Source organism: Azospirillum formosense (genome assembly GCF_040500525.1).
GTDB lineage: Bacteria > Pseudomonadota > Alphaproteobacteria > Azospirillales > Azospirillaceae > Azospirillum > Azospirillum formosense_A.
In genome coordinates, this window is the sequence record NZ_CP159405.1 from 307,710 (window position 1) to 324,478 (window position 16,769).

At 71.2% G+C, this 16,769-nt stretch carries 17 protein-coding genes; 15 read left to right on the forward strand and 2 right to left on the reverse strand.

Going from position 1 to position 16,769, the window contains the following annotated elements; genetic code table 11:
• Nucleotides 1-27: 27 nt before the first annotated feature.
• The gene (gene chvE / locus ABVN73_RS25755) at nt 28-1,104 is read right to left on the reverse strand and encodes a multiple monosaccharide ABC transporter substrate-binding protein (protein ID WP_353861914.1); all 1,077 of its coding nucleotides are present in this window, start codon (nt 1,102-1,104) and stop codon (nt 28-30) included.
• 115 nt (nt 1,105-1,219) lie between these two features.
• The gene (locus ABVN73_RS25760) at nt 1,220-2,248 is read right to left on the reverse strand and encodes a LysR family transcriptional regulator (protein ID WP_353861444.1); all 1,029 of its coding nucleotides are present in this window, start codon (nt 2,246-2,248) and stop codon (nt 1,220-1,222) included.
• 151 nt (nt 2,249-2,399) lie between these two features.
• Between ABVN73_RS25760 and ABVN73_RS25765 the strand changes: the two genes are divergently transcribed.
• The 15 genes from ABVN73_RS25765 (at nt 2,400) to ABVN73_RS25835 (ending at nt 16,767) form a co-directional block, all read left to right on the forward strand.
• A complete protein-coding gene (locus ABVN73_RS25765) occupies nt 2,400-3,299 on the forward strand; it encodes an SMP-30/gluconolactonase/LRE family protein (RefSeq protein WP_353861445.1) in 900 nt (299 codons plus the stop codon).
• Nucleotides 3,300-3,360: 61 nt separating this feature from the next.
• Entirely contained in the window at nt 3,361-4,287 is a 927-nt protein-coding gene (locus tag ABVN73_RS25770) for a dihydrodipicolinate synthase family protein (protein WP_353861446.1), read from the forward strand.
• A gap of 38 nt (nt 4,288-4,325) precedes the next feature.
• Nucleotides 4,326-5,906, forward strand: a complete 1,581-nt coding sequence (locus ABVN73_RS25775; protein WP_353861918.1) for an aldehyde dehydrogenase (NADP(+)) — start codon at nt 4,326-4,328, stop codon at nt 5,904-5,906.
• Nucleotides 5,907-6,115: 209 nt separating this feature from the next.
• Nucleotides 6,116-7,081, forward strand: coding sequence for a galactofuranose ABC transporter, galactofuranose-binding protein YtfQ (gene ytfQ, locus ABVN73_RS25780; protein ID WP_353861447.1), 966 nt, complete (start codon nt 6,116-6,118; stop codon nt 7,079-7,081).
• Between the two features lie 38 nt (nt 7,082-7,119).
• Nucleotides 7,120-8,673 carry a galactofuranose ABC transporter, ATP-binding protein YtfR gene (ytfR, locus tag ABVN73_RS25785; protein ID WP_353861448.1) on the forward strand — a complete coding sequence of 518 codons (1,554 nt, stop codon included), beginning with the start codon at nt 7,120-7,122 and terminating at the stop codon, nt 8,671-8,673.
• The gene (locus ABVN73_RS25790; protein ID WP_353861449.1) at nt 8,670-9,722 is read left to right on the forward strand and encodes an ABC transporter permease; all 1,053 of its coding nucleotides are present in this window, start codon (nt 8,670-8,672) and stop codon (nt 9,720-9,722) included. The genes ytfR and ABVN73_RS25790 overlap by 4 nt, the downstream gene beginning before the upstream one ends.
• Nucleotides 9,723-9,726: 4 nt before the next feature.
• Nucleotides 9,727-10,704: a galactofuranose ABC transporter, permease protein YjfF gene (gene yjfF / locus ABVN73_RS25795; protein WP_353861450.1), complete on the forward strand. Its 978-nt coding sequence runs from the start codon at nt 9,727-9,729 to the stop codon at nt 10,702-10,704.
• 189 nt (nt 10,705-10,893) lie between these two features.
• Nucleotides 10,894-12,030, forward strand: a complete 1,137-nt coding sequence (locus ABVN73_RS25800; protein ID WP_353861451.1) for a PepSY-associated TM helix domain-containing protein — start codon at nt 10,894-10,896, stop codon at nt 12,028-12,030.
• Nucleotides 12,023-12,481, forward strand: a complete 459-nt coding sequence (locus tag ABVN73_RS25805; protein WP_353861452.1) for a hypothetical protein — start codon at nt 12,023-12,025, stop codon at nt 12,479-12,481. Before ABVN73_RS25800 ends, ABVN73_RS25805 begins: the two co-directional genes overlap by 8 nt.
• Entirely contained in the window at nt 12,478-12,795 is a 318-nt protein-coding gene (locus ABVN73_RS25810) for a hypothetical protein (RefSeq protein ID WP_040137686.1), read from the forward strand. The genes ABVN73_RS25805 and ABVN73_RS25810 overlap by 4 nt, the downstream gene beginning before the upstream one ends.
• A gap of 22 nt (nt 12,796-12,817) precedes the next feature.
• The gene (locus ABVN73_RS25815) at nt 12,818-13,369 is read left to right on the forward strand and encodes a DUF6162 family protein (protein ID WP_353861453.1); all 552 of its coding nucleotides are present in this window, start codon (nt 12,818-12,820) and stop codon (nt 13,367-13,369) included.
• Nucleotides 13,366-14,295 carry a zinc ABC transporter substrate-binding protein gene (locus ABVN73_RS25820; protein ID WP_353861454.1) on the forward strand — a complete coding sequence of 310 codons (930 nt, stop codon included), beginning with the start codon at nt 13,366-13,368 and terminating at the stop codon, nt 14,293-14,295. The genes ABVN73_RS25815 and ABVN73_RS25820 overlap by 4 nt, the downstream gene beginning before the upstream one ends.
• Nucleotides 14,292-15,020, forward strand: a complete 729-nt coding sequence (locus ABVN73_RS25825; RefSeq protein WP_353861455.1) for a metal ABC transporter ATP-binding protein — start codon at nt 14,292-14,294, stop codon at nt 15,018-15,020. The genes ABVN73_RS25820 and ABVN73_RS25825 overlap by 4 nt, the downstream gene beginning before the upstream one ends.
• On the forward strand, nt 15,017-15,907 hold the full coding sequence (locus ABVN73_RS25830; protein ID WP_353861456.1) for a metal ABC transporter permease: 891 nt from the start codon (nt 15,017-15,019) through the stop codon (nt 15,905-15,907). Before ABVN73_RS25825 ends, ABVN73_RS25830 begins: the two co-directional genes overlap by 4 nt.
• The gene (locus tag ABVN73_RS25835; RefSeq protein ID WP_353861457.1) at nt 15,904-16,767 is read left to right on the forward strand and encodes a zinc ABC transporter substrate-binding protein; all 864 of its coding nucleotides are present in this window, start codon (nt 15,904-15,906) and stop codon (nt 16,765-16,767) included. Before ABVN73_RS25830 ends, ABVN73_RS25835 begins: the two co-directional genes overlap by 4 nt.
• The last annotated feature ends 2 nt before the right edge of the window (nt 16,768-16,769 follow it).

Genomic DNA, 16,769 nt, shown 5'->3' on the forward strand with positions numbered 1-16,769 from the left:
GCGTGGCGTCCGCCCCGCGTCGCCGCCTCACTTGAACTGCGCTTCGGTGTAGTAGCCGCTGCCGACCAGCGTGCTCTTCCAGTTCGACGCGTCCACGCTGACCGGCTTCAGCAGATAGGCCGGGACGACCTTCTTGCCGTTGTCGTAGGTCTTGGTGTCGTTGACCGGCGGCGTGCCGCCGCCCAGCACCGCGTCGACCATCTCCACCGTGATCCGGGCCAGTTCGCGGGTGTCCTTGAAGACGGTGGCGCGCTGCTCGCCGGCTAGGATCGACTTGATCGAGGGCACCTCGGCGTCCTGGCCGGTCACCACCGGCATCGGCTGCGACGGCGAGCCGTAGCCGACCCCCTTCAGCGAGGAGATGATGCCGATGCTGATCCCGTCGTAGGGCGACAGCACGGCGTCGACGCGGCGGTTGCCGTAGAAGGCGCTCAGCAGGTTGTCCATGCGGGCCTGGGCGGTGGCGCCGTCCCAGCGCAGGGTGGACACCTTGTCCATGCCCACCTGGCCGCTGCCCACCTTCAGCTTGCCGCTGTCAATGTGGGGCTGCAGCACCGACATGGCGCCGTTGTAGAAGAAATAGGCGTTGTTGTCGTCGGGGGAGCCGCCGAACAGCTCGATGTTGAAGGGACCCTTGCCGTCCTTCAGGCCCAGCGCGTCGACGATGTAGCTGCCCTGGAGCACGCCGACCTGGAAATTGTCGAAGGTCGCATAATAGTCGACGTTCTCCGTCCCGCGGATCAGCCGGTCGTAGGCGATGACCTTGACCCCGCGGTCCTTGGCCTGCTGAAGCACGTCGGTCAGCGTCGTGCCGTCGATGGCGGCGATCACCAGAACCTTGCTGTTCTTGGCGACCATTGTCTCGATCTGGGCGAGCTGGTTGGGGATGTCGTCCTCGGCGTATTGCAGGTCGGTCTTGTAGCCCTTGGCCTGGAACTGCTTGACCATGTTGTTGCCGTCGTCGATCCAGCGGGCGGAGGACTTGGTGGGCATCGCGATGCCGACGGTGGGCTTGTCCTGCGCCAGAGTCGGCGCGGCCGCAGCGGTCAGGGCCAGCACGCCGACGGCCATCCCGGCCAGTGTGGTCGTGAACGAAGAAGACATGGGCCGAATTCCTCCCCCTTCTGCGGCACCGGGTTGGCCACACCCGCGGCTCTTGAACGGGTGTCGGGTGGCGCAATGTTTGTAAGGCTAGCAATCGGCCGAAAAACCATAACTGTCAAATACGATTATTGGCGGAATCCATACACATTTCGATATCACTTGAGGCGCCGGGCTGCGGCGTCTCCAGCGCGCGGCGCATCTTCGCGTCGGACGCCGCCCGCAAGGCGGCCAGGGCGGTGCGGGCGCCCGGCGACAGCGGGCGGTCCTTCAGCCAGAAAATGCCGTAGGGCTCGACGCTGAAGCGCTTGTGGAAGGGCACGATGGTGCAGCTGCCGGTGGGCGAGAACACCTGGGCGAGGGCGCGGGCGAAGACGGTGACCGAATCGTTCTCGGCCACCATCGCCAGGGAGATGACCGGCGAGGCGCTTTCGATCACCTTGCGCGGCGGCGGCACCCCCTCGGCGCGGAACAGCGTCTCGACCCGGCTGCGCAGCAGGCTGCCCAAGGGTTGGAGAATCCAGGTGGCGTCCACCAGATCGGCGGCGGTCAGCGGGCGGCCGAGCCGCAGCAGCGGGTGGCCGTCGCGGCAGACGAAGCACAGCTCCTCGCTGCTGATCTCCTGATAGTCGAAGCACGCGGCGTCGACGTGGTCGGGCAGGCGGCCGATGGCGAAATCCATCACGCCCTGCCGGACCCGCTCGGCCAGCACGTCGCTGGTCTCCACCGCCACGGCGATCTTCAGGTCGGGATGGTCGCGGGTCAGCGTGGTGATCACCGGCACCACCAGCTCCACCGCCGGGGCCATCACCGTGCCGATGGAGACGCTGCCGCTGTGGCCGGCCAGCAGGTCGTTCAACTCCTCCCCCGCCTCCTGCAGGCCGCTGAGGATCGCCCGCGCGTGGCGGATCATCAGGCTGCCGTACCAGTTCGGCTCGACGCCGCGGCCATGGCGCTCGAACAGGGTGACGCCCAGGGAGTCTTCCAGGTCGCCCAGCAGCTTCGAGGCGGCGGGCTGCGACATGGTCAGGCTGGCGGCGGCCCGGTGCAGGTTGCGGTGCTCGTCCAGCGCCACGAAGAGTTGGAGGTGGCGCAGCTTCAGCCGGGCCTTGAGGAACCAGTTGGCCGGGAAACGGTGCGGGGTCACGGGCGGGGGCCTCCGGTCTGGCGATGACGCCGGCATACGAAATCTCGTATCGCCGGTGCCGATATTCGTATTGGACGATTATCAGAACGCTCCCTATTGTTGGCGTGGTCAACAAAATTCAGAACGGGACCGCGGGGGGAGGCGAAACGGCATGCCGCAGGAGGTTCGTTGCGTCTGGCCCGCCCGGGCGCTCCTGGGCGAAGGCCCGCTGTGGTCGCCGGGGCAGGGCGCCGTCTTCTTCGTCGACATCCACGGATCGCGGATCCTGCGCCACGGGCTCGACGACGGGTCCCGGACGGACTGGGCGCTGGAGGACGCGGCCTGCTGGCTGGTGGAGTGCGCCGACGGCGACGGCTTCATCGCCGGGCTGCGCTCGCGCCGGGTGGTCCGCCTGCGGCTGGAGCCGGGCCGCGCGGTGATCGCCGGGGAACTGGCGCGGATCGACCCCGACCGGCCGGGCAACCGGCTGAACGACGCCAAGGCCGACGCGCAGGGGCGCCTGTGGATCGGCAGCATGGACGACGGAGAGGAGACGCCGTCCGGCGCCTTCCACCGGCTCGACCCCGATGGCTCGATCGCGCCTGTGGACGAGGGCTACACCGTCGCCAACGGCCCGGCCCTGTCCCCGGACGGGCGGACGCTCTACCACACCGACAGCGCGGCGCGGACAATCCACGCCTTCGATGTCGACGACGCGGGGCGGCTGTCCGGCAAGCGCGTCCACATCCGATTCGCCGAGGCCGACGGCTATCCCGACGGCATGACCTGCGACGCCGAGGGCGGACTGTGGGTCGCCCATTGGGACGGCGGGCGGGTCAGCCGCTTCCGGCCCGACGGCGCGCTGGACCGGACGATCGCGCTGCCGGTGTCGCGGGTCACCTCCTGTGTCTTCGCCGGTCCCGCCCTCGACCGGCTGTTCGTGACCACCGCGGCGTACGGCATCGGCCGCGACGGCCGCCCCGACGAACCGCTGGCCGGCGCGCTGTTCGAGTGCGATCCCGGCGGCGTGCGAGGCCTGCCGCCCGGCCGCTTCGGGCGACCGCCGGGCTGACCGGCTCCTCCGCACACTGAACCCACAGGCAAACCGACCCGTCAGAAGGACCCCAACGGCCATGGCCTCCAGCGCCCGCCCCTACCGGGGAGTGTTCCCCGTCGTTCCCACCATCTTCACCGAGACGGGGGACCTCGACCTCGCCGGGCAGACGCGCTGCGTCGATTTCATGATCGACGCCGGGTCCGACGGCCTGTGCATCCTCGCCAATTTCTCCGAGCAGTTCGTGCTGACCGACGCCGAGCGCGACGTGCTGATGGAAACCATCCTCGGCCACGTCGCCGGCCGGGTGCCGGTGATCGTCACCACCACCCATTTCAGCACCGCCGCCTGCGCCGCGCGCAGCCGCCGCGCCCAGGAGTTGGGGGCGGGCATGGTGATGGTCATGCCGCCCTACCACGGCGCCACGATCCGCGTCCCGGAGGCGGGCATCGTCGCCTTCTTCCAGCGGGTGTCCGACGTCATCGACATCCCGATCATGATCCAGGACGCCCCGGTCAGCGGCACCGCGCTGTCGGCGGAGCTGCTGGCCCGCATGGCGCGGGAGATCGCCAACGTCGCCTACTTCAAGGTCGAGGTGCCGCAGGCCGCCGCCAAGCTGCGCCGGCTGATCGAGCTGGGCGGCGACGCCGTCGAGGGGCCGTGGGACGGCGAGGAGGCGATCACCCTGCTGGCCGACCTCGACGCCGGGGCGACCGGCGCCATGACCGGCGGCGGCTATCCCGACGGCATCCGCCAGATCGTCGATCCCTTCCTGGCCGGCGACCGCGAGGCGGCGGTGGCGGCCTACGGGCGCTGGCTGCCGCTGATCAACCATGAGAACCGCCAGTGCGGCCTTGCCACCGCCAAGATCCTGATGAAGGAGGGCGGCATCATCGCCTGCGACGCCGTGCGCCACCCGCTGGCGGACCCGCACCCGGCCAGCCGCGCCGGCCTGCTCGACGCCGCCCGCCGCCTCGACCCGCTGGTCCTGCGCTGGGCGCGCTGACGACGGCGCCAACCCCTCGCCCAACCGGGAGCCCCATGATGACCATCACCGGCGAGATGCTGATCGGCGCCCACGGCCACCGCGGCTCCGACGGCGCCTTCCGCGCGGTCGATCCCGCCACCGGCGCGGAGCTGGAGCCGGTCTTCGGCGGCGGGGGGGCGGCGGAGGTCGAGCGCGCCTGCGCGCTGGCCTGGGCCGCCTTCGACGCCTTCCGTGAGACTGGGCTGGAGGCGCGGGCCGCCTTCCTGGAGACCATCGCGGCGAACATCCTCGACCTCGGCGACGCGCTGATCGTCCGCGCCATGGCCGAGAGCGGCCTGCCGCGCGCGCGGCTGGAGGGGGAACGGGCGCGCACCGTCGGGCAGTTCCGCCTGTTCGCCCAGACCGTGCGCGAGGGCGGCTGGCTGGAGGCCCGCATCGACCCGGCCCAGCCGGAGCGCAAGCCGTTGCCGCGCCCCGACGTCCGGCAGCGCCACATCCCGCTCGGCCCGGTCGCGGTGTTCGGCGCGTCGAATTTTCCGCTGGCCTTCTCGGTGGCCGGGGGCGACACCGCGTCGGCTCTTGCCGCCGGCTGCCCGGTGGTGGTCAAGGGCCATTCCGCCCATCCCGGCACGTCGGAGCTGGTCGGCCGGGCCATCCGGGCGGCGGTGGCCACCTGCGGGCTGCCCGAGGGCGTCTTCTCGCTGCTGTTCGGCGTCGGCAATCCCATCGGAGCGGCCCTGGTGACCGACCCGCGCATCAAGGCGGTGGGCTTCACCGGCTCGCGCGGCGGCGGCCTTGCCCTGATGGTGGCGGCGGCCCGCCGGCCGGAGCCGATCCCGGTCTATGCGGAGATGAGCAGCATCAACCCGGTCTTCCTGATGCCGGCGGCGCTGGCCGCGCGGGCGGAGGCGCTGGGCAAGGGCTTCGTGGCGTCCCTGACCATGGGCGCCGGCCAGTTCTGCACCAACCCCGGCATCCTGCTGGGCGTCGACGGGCCGGACCTCGACCGCTTCCTGGCTGTGGCGGTGGAGGCGCTGGGTGGCAGCGCGGCCTCGACCATGCTGACCCCGGCCATCCACGCCGCCTATGATTCGGGGGTGGCGCGTCTGTCCGGAAGCGCCGCCGTGGCGATGCTCGCCCGCGGCTTGGCGTGCAGCGGTCCCAACCAGGCGCAAGCCGCCTTGTTCGGCACCACCGCCGACGCCTTCCTCGCCGAGCCGGACCTGCAGGACGAGGTGTTCGGGGCGGCGTCCCTGCTGATCCGCTGCCCGGACGGCACGGCGATGCGAACCGTCGCCGAGCGGCTGGAGGGCCAGCTCACCGCGACCGTGCAGATGGAGTCGGCGGACGGCGACGCCGTGGCGGCGCTGCTGCCGACGCTGGAGCGCAAGGCGGGCCGCATCCTGGCCAACGGTTGGCCGACCGGGGTGGAGGTCTGCCACGCCATGGTGCATGGCGGCCCCTTCCCGGCGACCTCGGACAGCCGGACCACCTCGGTTGGGACCTTGGCGATCCGGCGCTTCCTGCGCCCGGTCTGCTACCAGGACATCCCCGCCGCCCTGCTGCCGAAGGCGCTGCGCGACGGCAACCCGCTCGGCCTGTGGCGGCGGATCGACGGCGTGCCCGGCCAAGCCTGAGAAAAGGACGGGCGTGAGGGAAGGACCGGCAACGCTCTGCCCGCATCGGGCGATCATGCCGGTTTCGGTATCGCTTCGGTCGAGAATCATATTGGACAGATATGGTTTTCGACGCCTAATGTTGGTGCAACGAACAGATGCGAGCGGGCACAGGCGGGTCGCCGGGGTTGCCCGGATCGATGACAAGACACCCAGGGGAGTGAAACGGTATGTCCAGGACATGGCTGATCTCCGCCGCTGCCGCCGCGGCCTTGTTGATCGGGCTCGGCGGAGCACAGGCCGCCGACAAGAAGCTGGTGGTCGGCTTCTCGCAGATCGGCTCGGAATCGGGCTGGCGCGCCGCCGAGACCAAGACCGCCAAGGCGGAGGCCGAGAAGCGCGGGATCGACCTGAAGATTTCCGACGCCCAGCAGAAGCAGGAGAACCAGATCAAGGCCGTGCGCTCCTTCGTCGCCCAGGGCGTGGACGCCATCTTCATCGCCCCCGTGGTGGCGACCGGCTGGGATTCGGTGCTGAAGGAGGCGAAGGAGGCGAAGATCCCCGTCGTCCTGCTCGACCGCCAGATCGAGACCAAGGACCCCGGCCTCTACATGACCGCCGTCACCTCCGACACGGTGCTGGAGGGGCGGGTGGCCGGCGAGTGGCTGGCCAAGCAGACCGGGGGCACCTGCAACGTGGTCGAACTCCAGGGCACCGTCGGCTCCTCCCCCGCCATCAACCGCAAGAAGGGCTTCGACGAGGTCGTCGCCAAGAACCCCGGCATGAAGATCGTCCGCACCCAGTCCGGCGACTTCACCCGCGCCAAGGGCAAGGAGGTGATGGAGAGCTTCATCAAGGCGGAGAACGGCGGCAAGGGCATCTGCGCGGTCTACGCCCACAACGACGACATGGCGGTCGGCGCCATCCAGGCGATCAAGGAGGCCGGCTTGAAGCCGGGCAAGGACATCCTGGTCGTGTCCATCGACGGCGTGCCCGACATCTTCAAGGCGATGGCGGAGGGCGAGGCGAACGCGACCGTGGAGCTGACGCCGAACATGGCCGGCCCGGCCTTCGACGCGCTGATCGCCTTCAAGAAGGACGGCAAGGCGCCGCCGAAATGGATCCAGACGGAATCGGCGCTGTTCACCCCCGACACCGCCAAGGCCGAGTACGAACGCCGCAAGGACGCCTACTGACCCGGCCCGTCCCACGGCACCGCCGGCGAGGACCCCGCATGACGGATCCCACCCCCACCGCGTCCCCGCCGCTCCTGGCGATCCGCGGCCTGTCCAAGGCCTTCCTGGGCGTCCAGGCGCTGGACGGCGTGGATTTCACCGTGCGCCATGGCGAGATCCACGCCCTCCTCGGCGAGAACGGCGCCGGCAAGTCGACTCTGATCAAGACGCTGACCGGCGTCTACCAGCGCGACGCCGGCACCGTGACGCTGGAGGGGCGGGCCATCGCCCCCCGCGGCGTGGAGGAGGCGCAGCGCCTGCACATCGGCACCGTCTATCAGGAGGTGAATCTGCTGCCGAACCTGTCGGTGGCGGAGAACCTGTTCCTCGGCCGGCAGCCGATGCGGTTCGGTCTGGTCGACCGCGGTGCCATGCGGCGGCGGGCGCGGGCGGTGCTGATCCCCTACGGCCTGTCCCTCGACGTGACGGCGCCGCTCGGCCGCTTCTCGGTGGCGACCCAGCAGATCGTCGCCATCGCCCGCGCGGTGGACATGTCGGCCAAGGTGCTGATCCTCGACGAGCCGACCGCCAGCCTCGACGCGCAGGAGGTGGCGGTCCTCTTCAAGGTGATGCGCACCCTGCGGTCGCGCGGCATCGGCATCGTCTTCGTCACCCATTTCCTCGACCAGGTCTACGCGCTGTGCGACCGCATCACCGTGCTGCGCAACGGCCGTCTGGTGGGGGAGCGGCGCACCGCGGAGCTGCCGCGCCTCGACCTCGTCGCCATGATGCTGGGGCGGGAGCTGGAGGAGGCGGCCCACCGCATCGCCCCGCCGCCGGACGACGGCGCGGAGGAGACGCGGCCGCCGCTGGTCCGCTTCCGCGGCTACGGCAAGGCGCGCAGCGTCGAGCCTTTCGATCTCGACCTCCGCCCCGGCGAGGTGGTGGGACTCGCCGGGCTGCTCGGCTCCGGCCGGACGGAGACGGCGCGTCTGGTCTTCGGCATCGACTGCGCCGACCGCGGCGAGGCGGCGGTGGACGGCCGGACGGTGCGGCTGCGCGGGCCGCGCGACGCCATCCGGCTCGGCTTCGGCTTCTGCCCGGAGGACCGCAAGAAGGAGGGCATCGTCGGCGCGCTGTCGGTGCGCGAGAACATCATCCTGGCGCTCCAGGCCCGGCAGGGCTGGCTGCGGCCGATCCCGCGCCGCCGCCAGGAGGAGATCGCCGACCGCTTCATCCGTCTGCTGGACATCCGCACGCCGCACGCCGAGCAGCCGATCCAGCTCCTCTCCGGCGGCAACCAGCAGAAGGCGCTGCTCGCCCGCTGGCTGGCGACCGAGCCGCGCCTGCTGATCCTCGACGAGCCGACGCGCGGCATCGACGTGGGCGCCCACGCCGAGATCATCCGCCTGATCGAGCGGCTGTGCGCCGACGGCATGGCCCTGCTGGTCGTCTCGTCCGAGCTTGAGGAGATCGTCGCCTACAGCCGCCGCGTCGTCGTGCTGCGCGACCGCCGCCATGTCGCGGAACTGAGGGGAGGGGAGGTCGCCGTGGACCGCATCGTCGCCGCCATCGCGTCGGAGCCGGCCCCGTCCGGGGAGCCGCGCCCATGACGCGGCCGGCCCCCGGCCCGTCGCGCAACCTGCCGCAATACGGCGCGCTGGCCGCCGTTCTGCTGGCCAACTGGCTGCTCTTTCCTGACTTCTTTTCCATCCGGCTGCAGGACGGCCGGCTGTTCGGCAGCCTGATCGACGTGCTGAACCGCGGCGCCCCGGTGGCGCTGCTCGCCATCGGCATGACCATGGTCATCGCCACCCGCGGCGTCGACCTGTCGGTCGGCGCGGTGATGGCGATCTCCGGCGCGGTCGCCGCCACCCTGACCCAGGCGGGCTGGGGCTTGGCCCCGGTGCTGGCGGCGTCGCTGGCGGCCGGCCTGCTCTGCGGCCTGTGGAACGGCCTGCTGGTGGCGGTCCTGCGCATCCAGCCGATCATCGCCACCCTGATCCTGATGGTCGCGGGCCGCGGCATCGCCCAGCTCGTCACCGAGGGGCAGATCGTCACCTTCACCAGCCCCGGCCTCGCCTTCATCGGCAGCGGGTCCTTCCTGACCGTGCCGATGCCGGTGGTCATCACCGCCGTCCTGCTGGGGGTGACCGCGCTGCTGGTCCGCACCAGCGCGCTGGGGCTGATGATCGAGGCGGTCGGCGTCAACCGGCTGTCCAGCGCCGGGGCGGGGGTGAACACGCCGGTCGTGCTGATCGCCGTCTATGTCTGGTGCGGCCTGTGCGCCGCGGTCGCCGGTCTGGTGGTCGCCGCCGACATCCGCGGCGCCGACGCCAACAACGCCGGCCTGTGGCTGGAGCTGGACGCCATCCTGGCGGTGGTGGTCGGCGGCACCTCGCTGCTCGGCGGCCGGTTCGGGCTGCTGTTGTCGGTGGTGGGCGCGCTGATCCTCCAGGCGATGAACACCGGCATCCTGCTGAGCGGCTTCAAGCCGGAGTTCAACCTGATCGTCAAGGCGGGCGTCCTGATGGTGGTCCTGCTGCTGCAGTCGCCGACCATGACGCTGTTCCTGCCGCGCTCCGCCGGCCCCCGGCCGGTCCGGGCGCCAACCCCGCCGCGGGCCAAGCCCGAGAGCCAAAGCCCGAGCGCGGGAGCGTGACGCCATGATCCACCGCTTTCTTCCCCTGCTGGTGACCAGCGCCGTCCTGGTGGTCGGCTTCCTGCTCTGCGCCGCGCAGTTCCCCGCCTTCGCCTCGCTGCGGGTCGTCGGCAACCTGCTGACCGACAATGCCTTCCTCGGCATCACGGCGGTCGGCATGACCTTCGTGATCCTGTCGGGCGGCATCGACCTGTCGGTGGGGGCGGTGATCGGCTTCACCACGGTTTTGCTGGCCGTGCTGATCGAGCAGGGCGGCTGGCACCCCGTCTCCGCCTTCGCCGTGGCGCTGGCGGTGGCCGGCGGCTTCGGCGCGGCGATGGGGGCGGTGATCCACGTCTTCCAGATGCCGCCCTTCATCGTCACGCTGGCCGGGATGTTCGTCGCCCGCGGCCTGGGCTTCGTGCTGAGCACCGATTCCATTCCGATCAACCACCCGCTCTACGCCGAACTGGGCGACATGGCGCTGCGTTTCGACGGCGGGGGCAAGCTGACCCTGCCGGCGCTGCTGATGCTGGGGGTGGTCGCCGCCGCGGTGGTCTGCGCCCATTGGACGCGCTTCGGCGCCAACCTCTACGCGCTGGGCGGCAACCGCCAGTCGGCGGAGCTGATGGGCGTGCCGGTGGGCCGCACCACGGTGGCGGTCTACGCCCTGTCGGGGCTGCTGGCCGGATTGGCGGGGATCGTCTTCTCGCTCTACACCGGGGCCGGCTATTCGCTGGCGGCGACCGGGGTGGAGCTGGACACCATCACCGCGGTGGTGATCGGCGGCACCCAGCTGACCGGCGGCTACGGCTACGTGGTCGGCACCTTCATCGGCGTGCTGATCCAGGGACTGATCCAGACCTACATCACCTTCGACGGCAGCCTGAGCAGTTGGTGGACGAAGATCGCCATCGGCGTCCTGCTGTTCGTCTTCATCCTTCTGCAGAAGGGCCTGTTGGCCGTCTGGACCGGCCGCGGCGGCGCCCCGGCGGAGGCGTGACCCCTCCTCCGGTGTCGTGACCGTGGCGCCCATCGTTTCATGCGTCGGAGCGGCATCGCGCTGATGCCCCCCGCTCTCCGTTCCTTGCCGCAAACGAAAATGAGAATTCTTCGCATTTGACCGTGAGGCGACGGGCCGGTCCGGTCGTCTGGAGAGTCGGAGCGGTGGTTCCTTGCGGAAGAGGACGAGATGAGCGTTGGCAAGTCGCGCACGCGGCTGTGGTTCCTGTGGCACTCCTGGCTGGCCATGCCCCTGTGGGCCTTCCTGTTCTTCGTCTGCCTGACCGGGACCGTCGCCGTGGTCAGCACGGAGATCATGTGGCTGGTCAACCCCGCCATGAGGGCGTCGGGCGCCGGGGAGCCGCTGCCGGCCAGCGCGCTGATCGCCGCCGCCGAGGCCGCGGCGCCGGGCGGACGGGTGAGTTCGCTGAGCTGGGGCGGCTCCCACATGGCGGTCGGCGCCCGCATGGCGATGCCCGACGGAACCTCCACCACCGCCTGGGTGAATCCGGTCAGCGGGGCGGTGCAGGGGCTGTCCACCGGCAACTCGTTCCAGAGCTTCTTCCGCGCGCTGCACGGCTGGCTCATGACCTTCCCGGTGGGCTGGTACCTCGTGACCCTGCTGGCCATTCCGCTCCTCGGGTCGCTGGTCACCGGGCTGGTGGTCTACAAGCGCTTCTGGAAATCCTTCTACCAGCCGCGCATCCGCTGGCGGCAGGCGCCGCGCGTGATGTGGGGCGACCTGCACCGCGTCGCCGGCACATGGTCGATCTGGTTCATCGCGGTCATCTCGGTCACCAGCCTGTGGTTCCTGATCTACATGATGCTGTTCCATCTCGGGATGGGGCTGGGCGGCGGGAAGGCGCCGGTGCTGCTGGCGCGCGACCAGATCCCGGTGAGCGCGACCGCGCCGAGGCCGGACGTCGACGCCATCATGGCCAGCGCCAGGGCGGCCCTGCCGGACATGCGGCTGCGCTACCTGTGGCTGCCCGGCACCGCCTACGACCCGGCGACGGTGGCGGGGTCCAGCGGGCAGGTGCCGCTGCTGCCCGACTATGTCCGGGTGAATCCCTTCACCGCCGAGGTGATCCTCATCGAGGGCGGGATGGAGGCGGCCTCGGGCATCGAGCTGACCCGCACCATCATGCGCGCCCTGCACACCGGCGATTTCGGCGGCCTGCCGATCAAGCTGGTGTGGTTCGCCTTCGGCCTGCTGATGACCACGCTGGTCTTCAGCGGCATGCTGATCTGGATGAAGCGCACCGCCCGCGCCACGGCCGAGGCGGTGCGGGGACTGCGCTTGGCGGAGGGCTCGTCCAATGCGTAGGTACTGGCGGCGCGGCAAGTTCCATCTCAGCGCCCTGATGATGCTGGTGCCGCTGCCCTTCCTTCCCGACTATTTCAGCCCGAAACCGATCTTCGTGCCGCCCGAGATCCGGCGGGGCGTCGCCGTCGGCCCCTTTCCGGTCACGCTGGCGACCTACGACGAGGCGCCCGCCCGCATGCCGACGGGGGAGCGGATGAAGGAGTACCGCATCCACATCCGTCCCGCCGACATCGACCATGTGCGCGGCGTCTTCCTGCGCGTCGGCAAGCCGCGCAGCCTGCGCACCGCGGGCGCGCTCGCCTTCGGCAACCCCTATGAGCGGGAGGCCGACGTGACCGTTCCGGACGAGCTGGCCGGCACGGAGGAGCTGTGGGTAACGGTCGAGGATTGGAACGGCGGGGTGCATCAGGCGTCCCTGCCGCTGGGCGAGATTTTCGGAGGAAAGCGATGAAGACCCACCGCCTGTTCGCCCTGGCGGGCCTGTTCGCCCTGTGCGCCGCCGGTGCGGCGGAGGCCCATTACCCGATCTGCGAATGCCGGATGGTCGAGGGCGACACGGTGCAGTGCACCGGCGGCTTCTCCGATGGCTCGAAGGCGCCCGGCGTGGTGCTGGACGTCATCGCCTACGACGAGCAGGTGCTGGTCAAGGGCAAGCTGGGGCCGGACTCCACGCTGTCCTTCCCGCGCCCCGCGCAGGACTTCTACGTCCTGTTCGACGCCGGGCCCGGCCACACGGTCGAGATCGAGCACACGGCGATCAAGTAGCGCCCTCAGCGAAGCCGGAACCATGCATCACCAGATCGTCCGCCGCGCCGGGGCCGAGCGCGAGACCCTGTGGGTCCTGCTGGCCGCCGGCGTCATTCTCGCGTCCGCCGCCCTGGCGGTCGGGCTGCGCGCCGCCCCGGACGCGGACGCCCCGCTGGCCGCCCACCTCATCGACTCCCGCACCGGCCTGACCGCCGCCGAGCAGGGCCTCTACGCCGACCTGAAGGCGGCGGGAGAGGAGATCGCCGCCCTGCGGAGGGCGGGAGGACGGGCGCCGACGCCGGAGGAGCTGGCCGCCGAGGCCCTGCCGCCCTTCGCCGCCGACCCCAGCGCGGCGGCGCGCGGCGGGCACAGCTGGACCCTGGCCGGGACCGGCGATGGGGTCGCCTACGCCGGCGTTTCCGCTGCGCCGGAGCTGGCCGGGTCCCTGGTCCTGCGGCTGGACGGCCATGGCGCGGACATCTGGCTGAAGCGCGCCGCCGAAGCCCCGCCCGCCCCGCCGGAGGACGCGGCCCTGACCGCCGCCGGCTGGAAGCGGATCGTCTCCACCTTCACCGCCGGGGTGACCCGATGAGCATCCTTCTTAACCGCCGCCTGATCCTGGCCGGCGCCCTGGGCGCCGCGACCGCCGCGGCCGTGCCCGTTCGCGCCGTCGCGGCTCCCGCCGGGCGCCGCCGCTTCGGCGTCACCCTGCACCCTTACTATTCCTACGTCGCCAACATCGTCGGCGATGCGGCCGAGGTGGTGCCGATCATCCCGGCCGGCTTCAACCCGCACGCCTACGAGCCGCGCCCGGAGGACATCCAGCGCATCGGCGGGCTGGACGCCATCGTGCTGAACGGCATCGGCCACGACGATTTCGCCGGGCGGATGATCGCCGCCTCGGCGAAGCCGTCGCTGCCGGTGGTCGAATCCAACGCCGACGTGCCGCTGCTGCCCGCCGCGGGAACGGCGGCGCGGGCGGCCGGGAAGGTGGTCAACCCGCACAGCTTCCTGTCGATCACCAATTCGATCCTCCAGGTCGCGACCATCGCACGCGAGCTGGGGCGGCTCGACCCGGACAACGCCGCCGCCTATGCCGCCAACGCCCGCGCCTATGCTCGCCGCCTGCGCCAGCTGCGGGCCGACGCGCTGGCGAAACTGGCGAGGGCGGGCAATGCCAGCCTGCGCGTCGCCACCATCCACGGCGCCTACGATTACCTGCTGCGCGAGTTCGGGCTGGAGGTTTCCGCCGTCGTCGAGCCCGCCCACGGCATCGAGCCCAGCCCGGCCCAGCTTGCCGAGACCATCGCGACGATGCGCAAGCTGGACGTGCAGGTGATCTTCTCGGAGCTGAACTTCCCCAGCGCCTATGTGGAGACGATCCGGCGCGAGACCGGCATCCGGCTCTACGCCTTCTCCCACATCTCGCACGGCGACTACGCGCCGGACCTGTTCGAGCGCGAGATGGCCCGGAACCTCGACACGCTGGTGCTGGCGATGGCCGAGGCGGCGCCGTGACGGGTCCCGCCATCCTGTTCGATCAAGTGGACCTGACGCTGGGCCGCACGGTGATCCTCGACGGCGTGTCGCTGCGCGTCGCGGCGGGCACCGTCCACGCGCTGGTCGGTCCCAACGGCGGCGGCAAGTCGTCGCTGATCCGCGCCCTGCTCGGTCAGGCGCCGCACCGCGGGACCATTCGGCTCGACTGGCCGGGCGACGGGCCGGGCACCGTCGCATACGTGCCGCAATCGGTCGAGTTCGACCGCGGGCTTCCGCTGACGGTGGAGGATTTCCTGGCCGTGCTGTGCCAGCGCCGACCCGCCTTCCTCGGGCCGGACCGCCGCATGAACTACGGCGCGGCGCTGGACCGCGTCGGCATGGCCGGCAAGGCCCGCCGCCGCTTCGGCGCCCTGTCCGGTGGCGAGCGGCAGCGCGTCCTGCTCGCCCAGGCGCTGATCCCGGCGCCGGACCTGATCGTTCTGGACGAGCCGATGACCGCGCTCGACGAGGCCGGGATCGCCATCTTCGAAACGCTGCTGGCCGAGCTGTCCGCCACCGGGACCACCGTCCTCTGGGTCGAGCACGATCTGGCCCAGGTGCGCCGGCTGGCGGGGCGGGTGACCGGCCTGAACCGGCGGGTGCTGTTCGACGGCGCCCCGCCGGAGATGCTGTCGCCGGAGCGGGTGTTCGACCTGTTCTCCGCCGTTCCGCGCCGCGCGGCGGCCGAAAGGATCGCGTCATGAGCTTCGAGGCGTTGCGCGCCCTGGTCCAGGGCTGGGCCGGGGCCGGGCTGCTGCCCGCCGGTCTGACCCACGGCTTTCTCGTCAACGCGCTGCTGTCCGGGCTGGTGATCGGCCCGGTGCTCGGCGGGCTCGGCACGCTGGTGGTGACCAAGCGGCTGGCCTTCTTCTCCGAGGCGGTCGGCCACGCCGCGCTGACCGGTGTCGCCATCGGCATCCTGGTGGGGGAGCCCTACACCGGCCCCTACGCCAGCCTGTTCGGCTACTGCCTGCTGTTCGCGCTGCTGGTCAACTACACGCGCAACCGCAGCAACCTGACCGCCGACACGCTGATCGGCGTCTTCCTGTCGGTGTCGCTGGCGCTGGGCGCCAGCCTGCTGCTGATCCTGGCCAGCCGGGTCAACATCCACATCCTGGAGAACGTGCTGTTCGGCTCGGTCCTGACGGTGGACGACCGCGACCTGACCGTGCTGCTGGTGGTGGCCGTCGGGGTGACCGCGCTGATGCTGCCGCTGTTCAACCGGCTGCTGCTGGCGAGCTTCAACCCGGCGCTGGCGCGGGTGCGCGGCGTGCCGGTGAAGGGGCTGGACTATCTGTTCATCGTGCTGGTGACCGTGGTCACCGTCGCGTCGGTCAAGATCATCGGCGCCATCCTGGTGGGGGCGCTGCTGGTCATTCCCGCCGCCGCGGCGCGGGTCGTCGCCTCGTCGCTGCGCGGCTTCTTCCTGCTGTCGGTCGCCTTTGCCAGTGTGGCGGCGGTGGCCGGAATCCTGCTGCCCGTGCAACTCGCCCTGCCGGTGCCGTCGGGCGGCGCCATCATCCTGGCGGCGGGGCTGCTGTTCCTGGGCGCGCTGCTGGCGCGTCTGTTCATGAAGGGGGAAGAGGGATGAAGCGCGTCACGCTCGCGGCGCTCCTGCTGCTGTCCACGGTGGCGGGCGCCTCCGCCGAGACGGTGCTGGCCGGTCACCCGGTCACCGCCGGGCTGGCCCAGGCGCTGACGAAGGGCACGCCGGTGGTGGTGGAGGCGGTGGTGCCGCCGGCCATCCCCATGGGGCGCCAGCACGCCTTCCTGAGCGGGCGCGGCGAAGCGAAGCTCGCGGAGGCCGCCCGCAAGGCGGACGCGGTGCTGACCCTGCGCTCCGCCTGGGTCGAGGACCCGCTCTACCCGCTGGCGCGGCGGGCCAACATCCGCCTCGTCGAGATCGACGCCGCCCGGCCGGTGGACGGCGCCCTGCCGGGGATCGCGGTCAGCGGCGGCGCGGCCTTCCCCTGGCTGGGCATCGCCAACGCCGGGCGGATGGCCGACATCCTCGCCGCCGACCTGCGGCGCCTCTATCCCGCTTCCAAGGACGCCATCGATGCGAATCTCGCCGCGCTGAAGCGTGGCTTGCTGACGGTGTCGTCCCGGTCGGCGCAAGCCTTCGCCGCGTTGCCGGACCCGTCGGTGGCGGCGCTGTCCGACCGCTTCGCCACGCTGGCCGCCGATCTCGGGCTCGACCTGCGCCGGGTCTGGACCCGCGACGACCGCGACTGGACGCCGGAGCGTCTGGCCGAGCTGACCGCCACCCTGAAGGCCGAGGCGATTCCCGTGGTGCTGCACCACCGTCCGCCGGCGCCGGAGATCGCCCGGGCGGTGGCGGACGGTGGCGCCCGGCTGATCGTGCTGGACAGTCTGGAGAGCGGTCCGCCGGCGGCGATGGACACGGCGCTGGAGCATATGGCGGAGCAGGTGGAGGCGGGGCTGCGGTGAGA

Bases quoted from the DNA above. Each gene is read 5' to 3' on its own strand.
- chvE (WP_353861914.1), bottom strand. From the start codon at position 1,104: ATGTCTTCTTCGTTCACGACCACACTGGCCGGGATGGCCGTCGGCGTG.
- ABVN73_RS25765 (WP_353861445.1), top strand. From the start codon at position 2,400: ATGCCGCAGGAGGTTCGTTGCGTCTGGCCCGCCCGGGCGCTCCTGGGC.
- ABVN73_RS25770 (WP_353861446.1), top strand. From the start codon at position 3,361: ATGGCCTCCAGCGCCCGCCCCTACCGGGGAGTGTTCCCCGTCGTTCCC.
- ABVN73_RS25775 (WP_353861918.1), top strand. From the start codon at position 4,326: ATGACCATCACCGGCGAGATGCTGATCGGCGCCCACGGCCACCGCGGC.
- ytfQ (WP_353861447.1), top strand. From the start codon at position 6,116: ATGTCCAGGACATGGCTGATCTCCGCCGCTGCCGCCGCGGCCTTGTTG.
- ytfR (WP_353861448.1), top strand. From the start codon at position 7,120: ATGACGGATCCCACCCCCACCGCGTCCCCGCCGCTCCTGGCGATCCGC.
- ABVN73_RS25790 (WP_353861449.1), top strand. From the start codon at position 8,670: ATGACGCGGCCGGCCCCCGGCCCGTCGCGCAACCTGCCGCAATACGGC.
- yjfF (WP_353861450.1), top strand. From the start codon at position 9,727: ATGATCCACCGCTTTCTTCCCCTGCTGGTGACCAGCGCCGTCCTGGTG.
- ABVN73_RS25800 (WP_353861451.1), top strand. From the start codon at position 10,894: ATGAGCGTTGGCAAGTCGCGCACGCGGCTGTGGTTCCTGTGGCACTCC.
- ABVN73_RS25805 (WP_353861452.1), top strand. From the start codon at position 12,023: ATGCGTAGGTACTGGCGGCGCGGCAAGTTCCATCTCAGCGCCCTGATG.
- ABVN73_RS25810 (WP_040137686.1), top strand. From the start codon at position 12,478: ATGAAGACCCACCGCCTGTTCGCCCTGGCGGGCCTGTTCGCCCTGTGC.
- ABVN73_RS25815 (WP_353861453.1), top strand. From the start codon at position 12,818: ATGCATCACCAGATCGTCCGCCGCGCCGGGGCCGAGCGCGAGACCCTG.
- ABVN73_RS25820 (WP_353861454.1), top strand. From the start codon at position 13,366: ATGAGCATCCTTCTTAACCGCCGCCTGATCCTGGCCGGCGCCCTGGGC.
- ABVN73_RS25830 (WP_353861456.1), top strand. From the start codon at position 15,017: ATGAGCTTCGAGGCGTTGCGCGCCCTGGTCCAGGGCTGGGCCGGGGCC.
- ABVN73_RS25835 (WP_353861457.1), top strand. From the start codon at position 15,904: ATGAAGCGCGTCACGCTCGCGGCGCTCCTGCTGCTGTCCACGGTGGCG.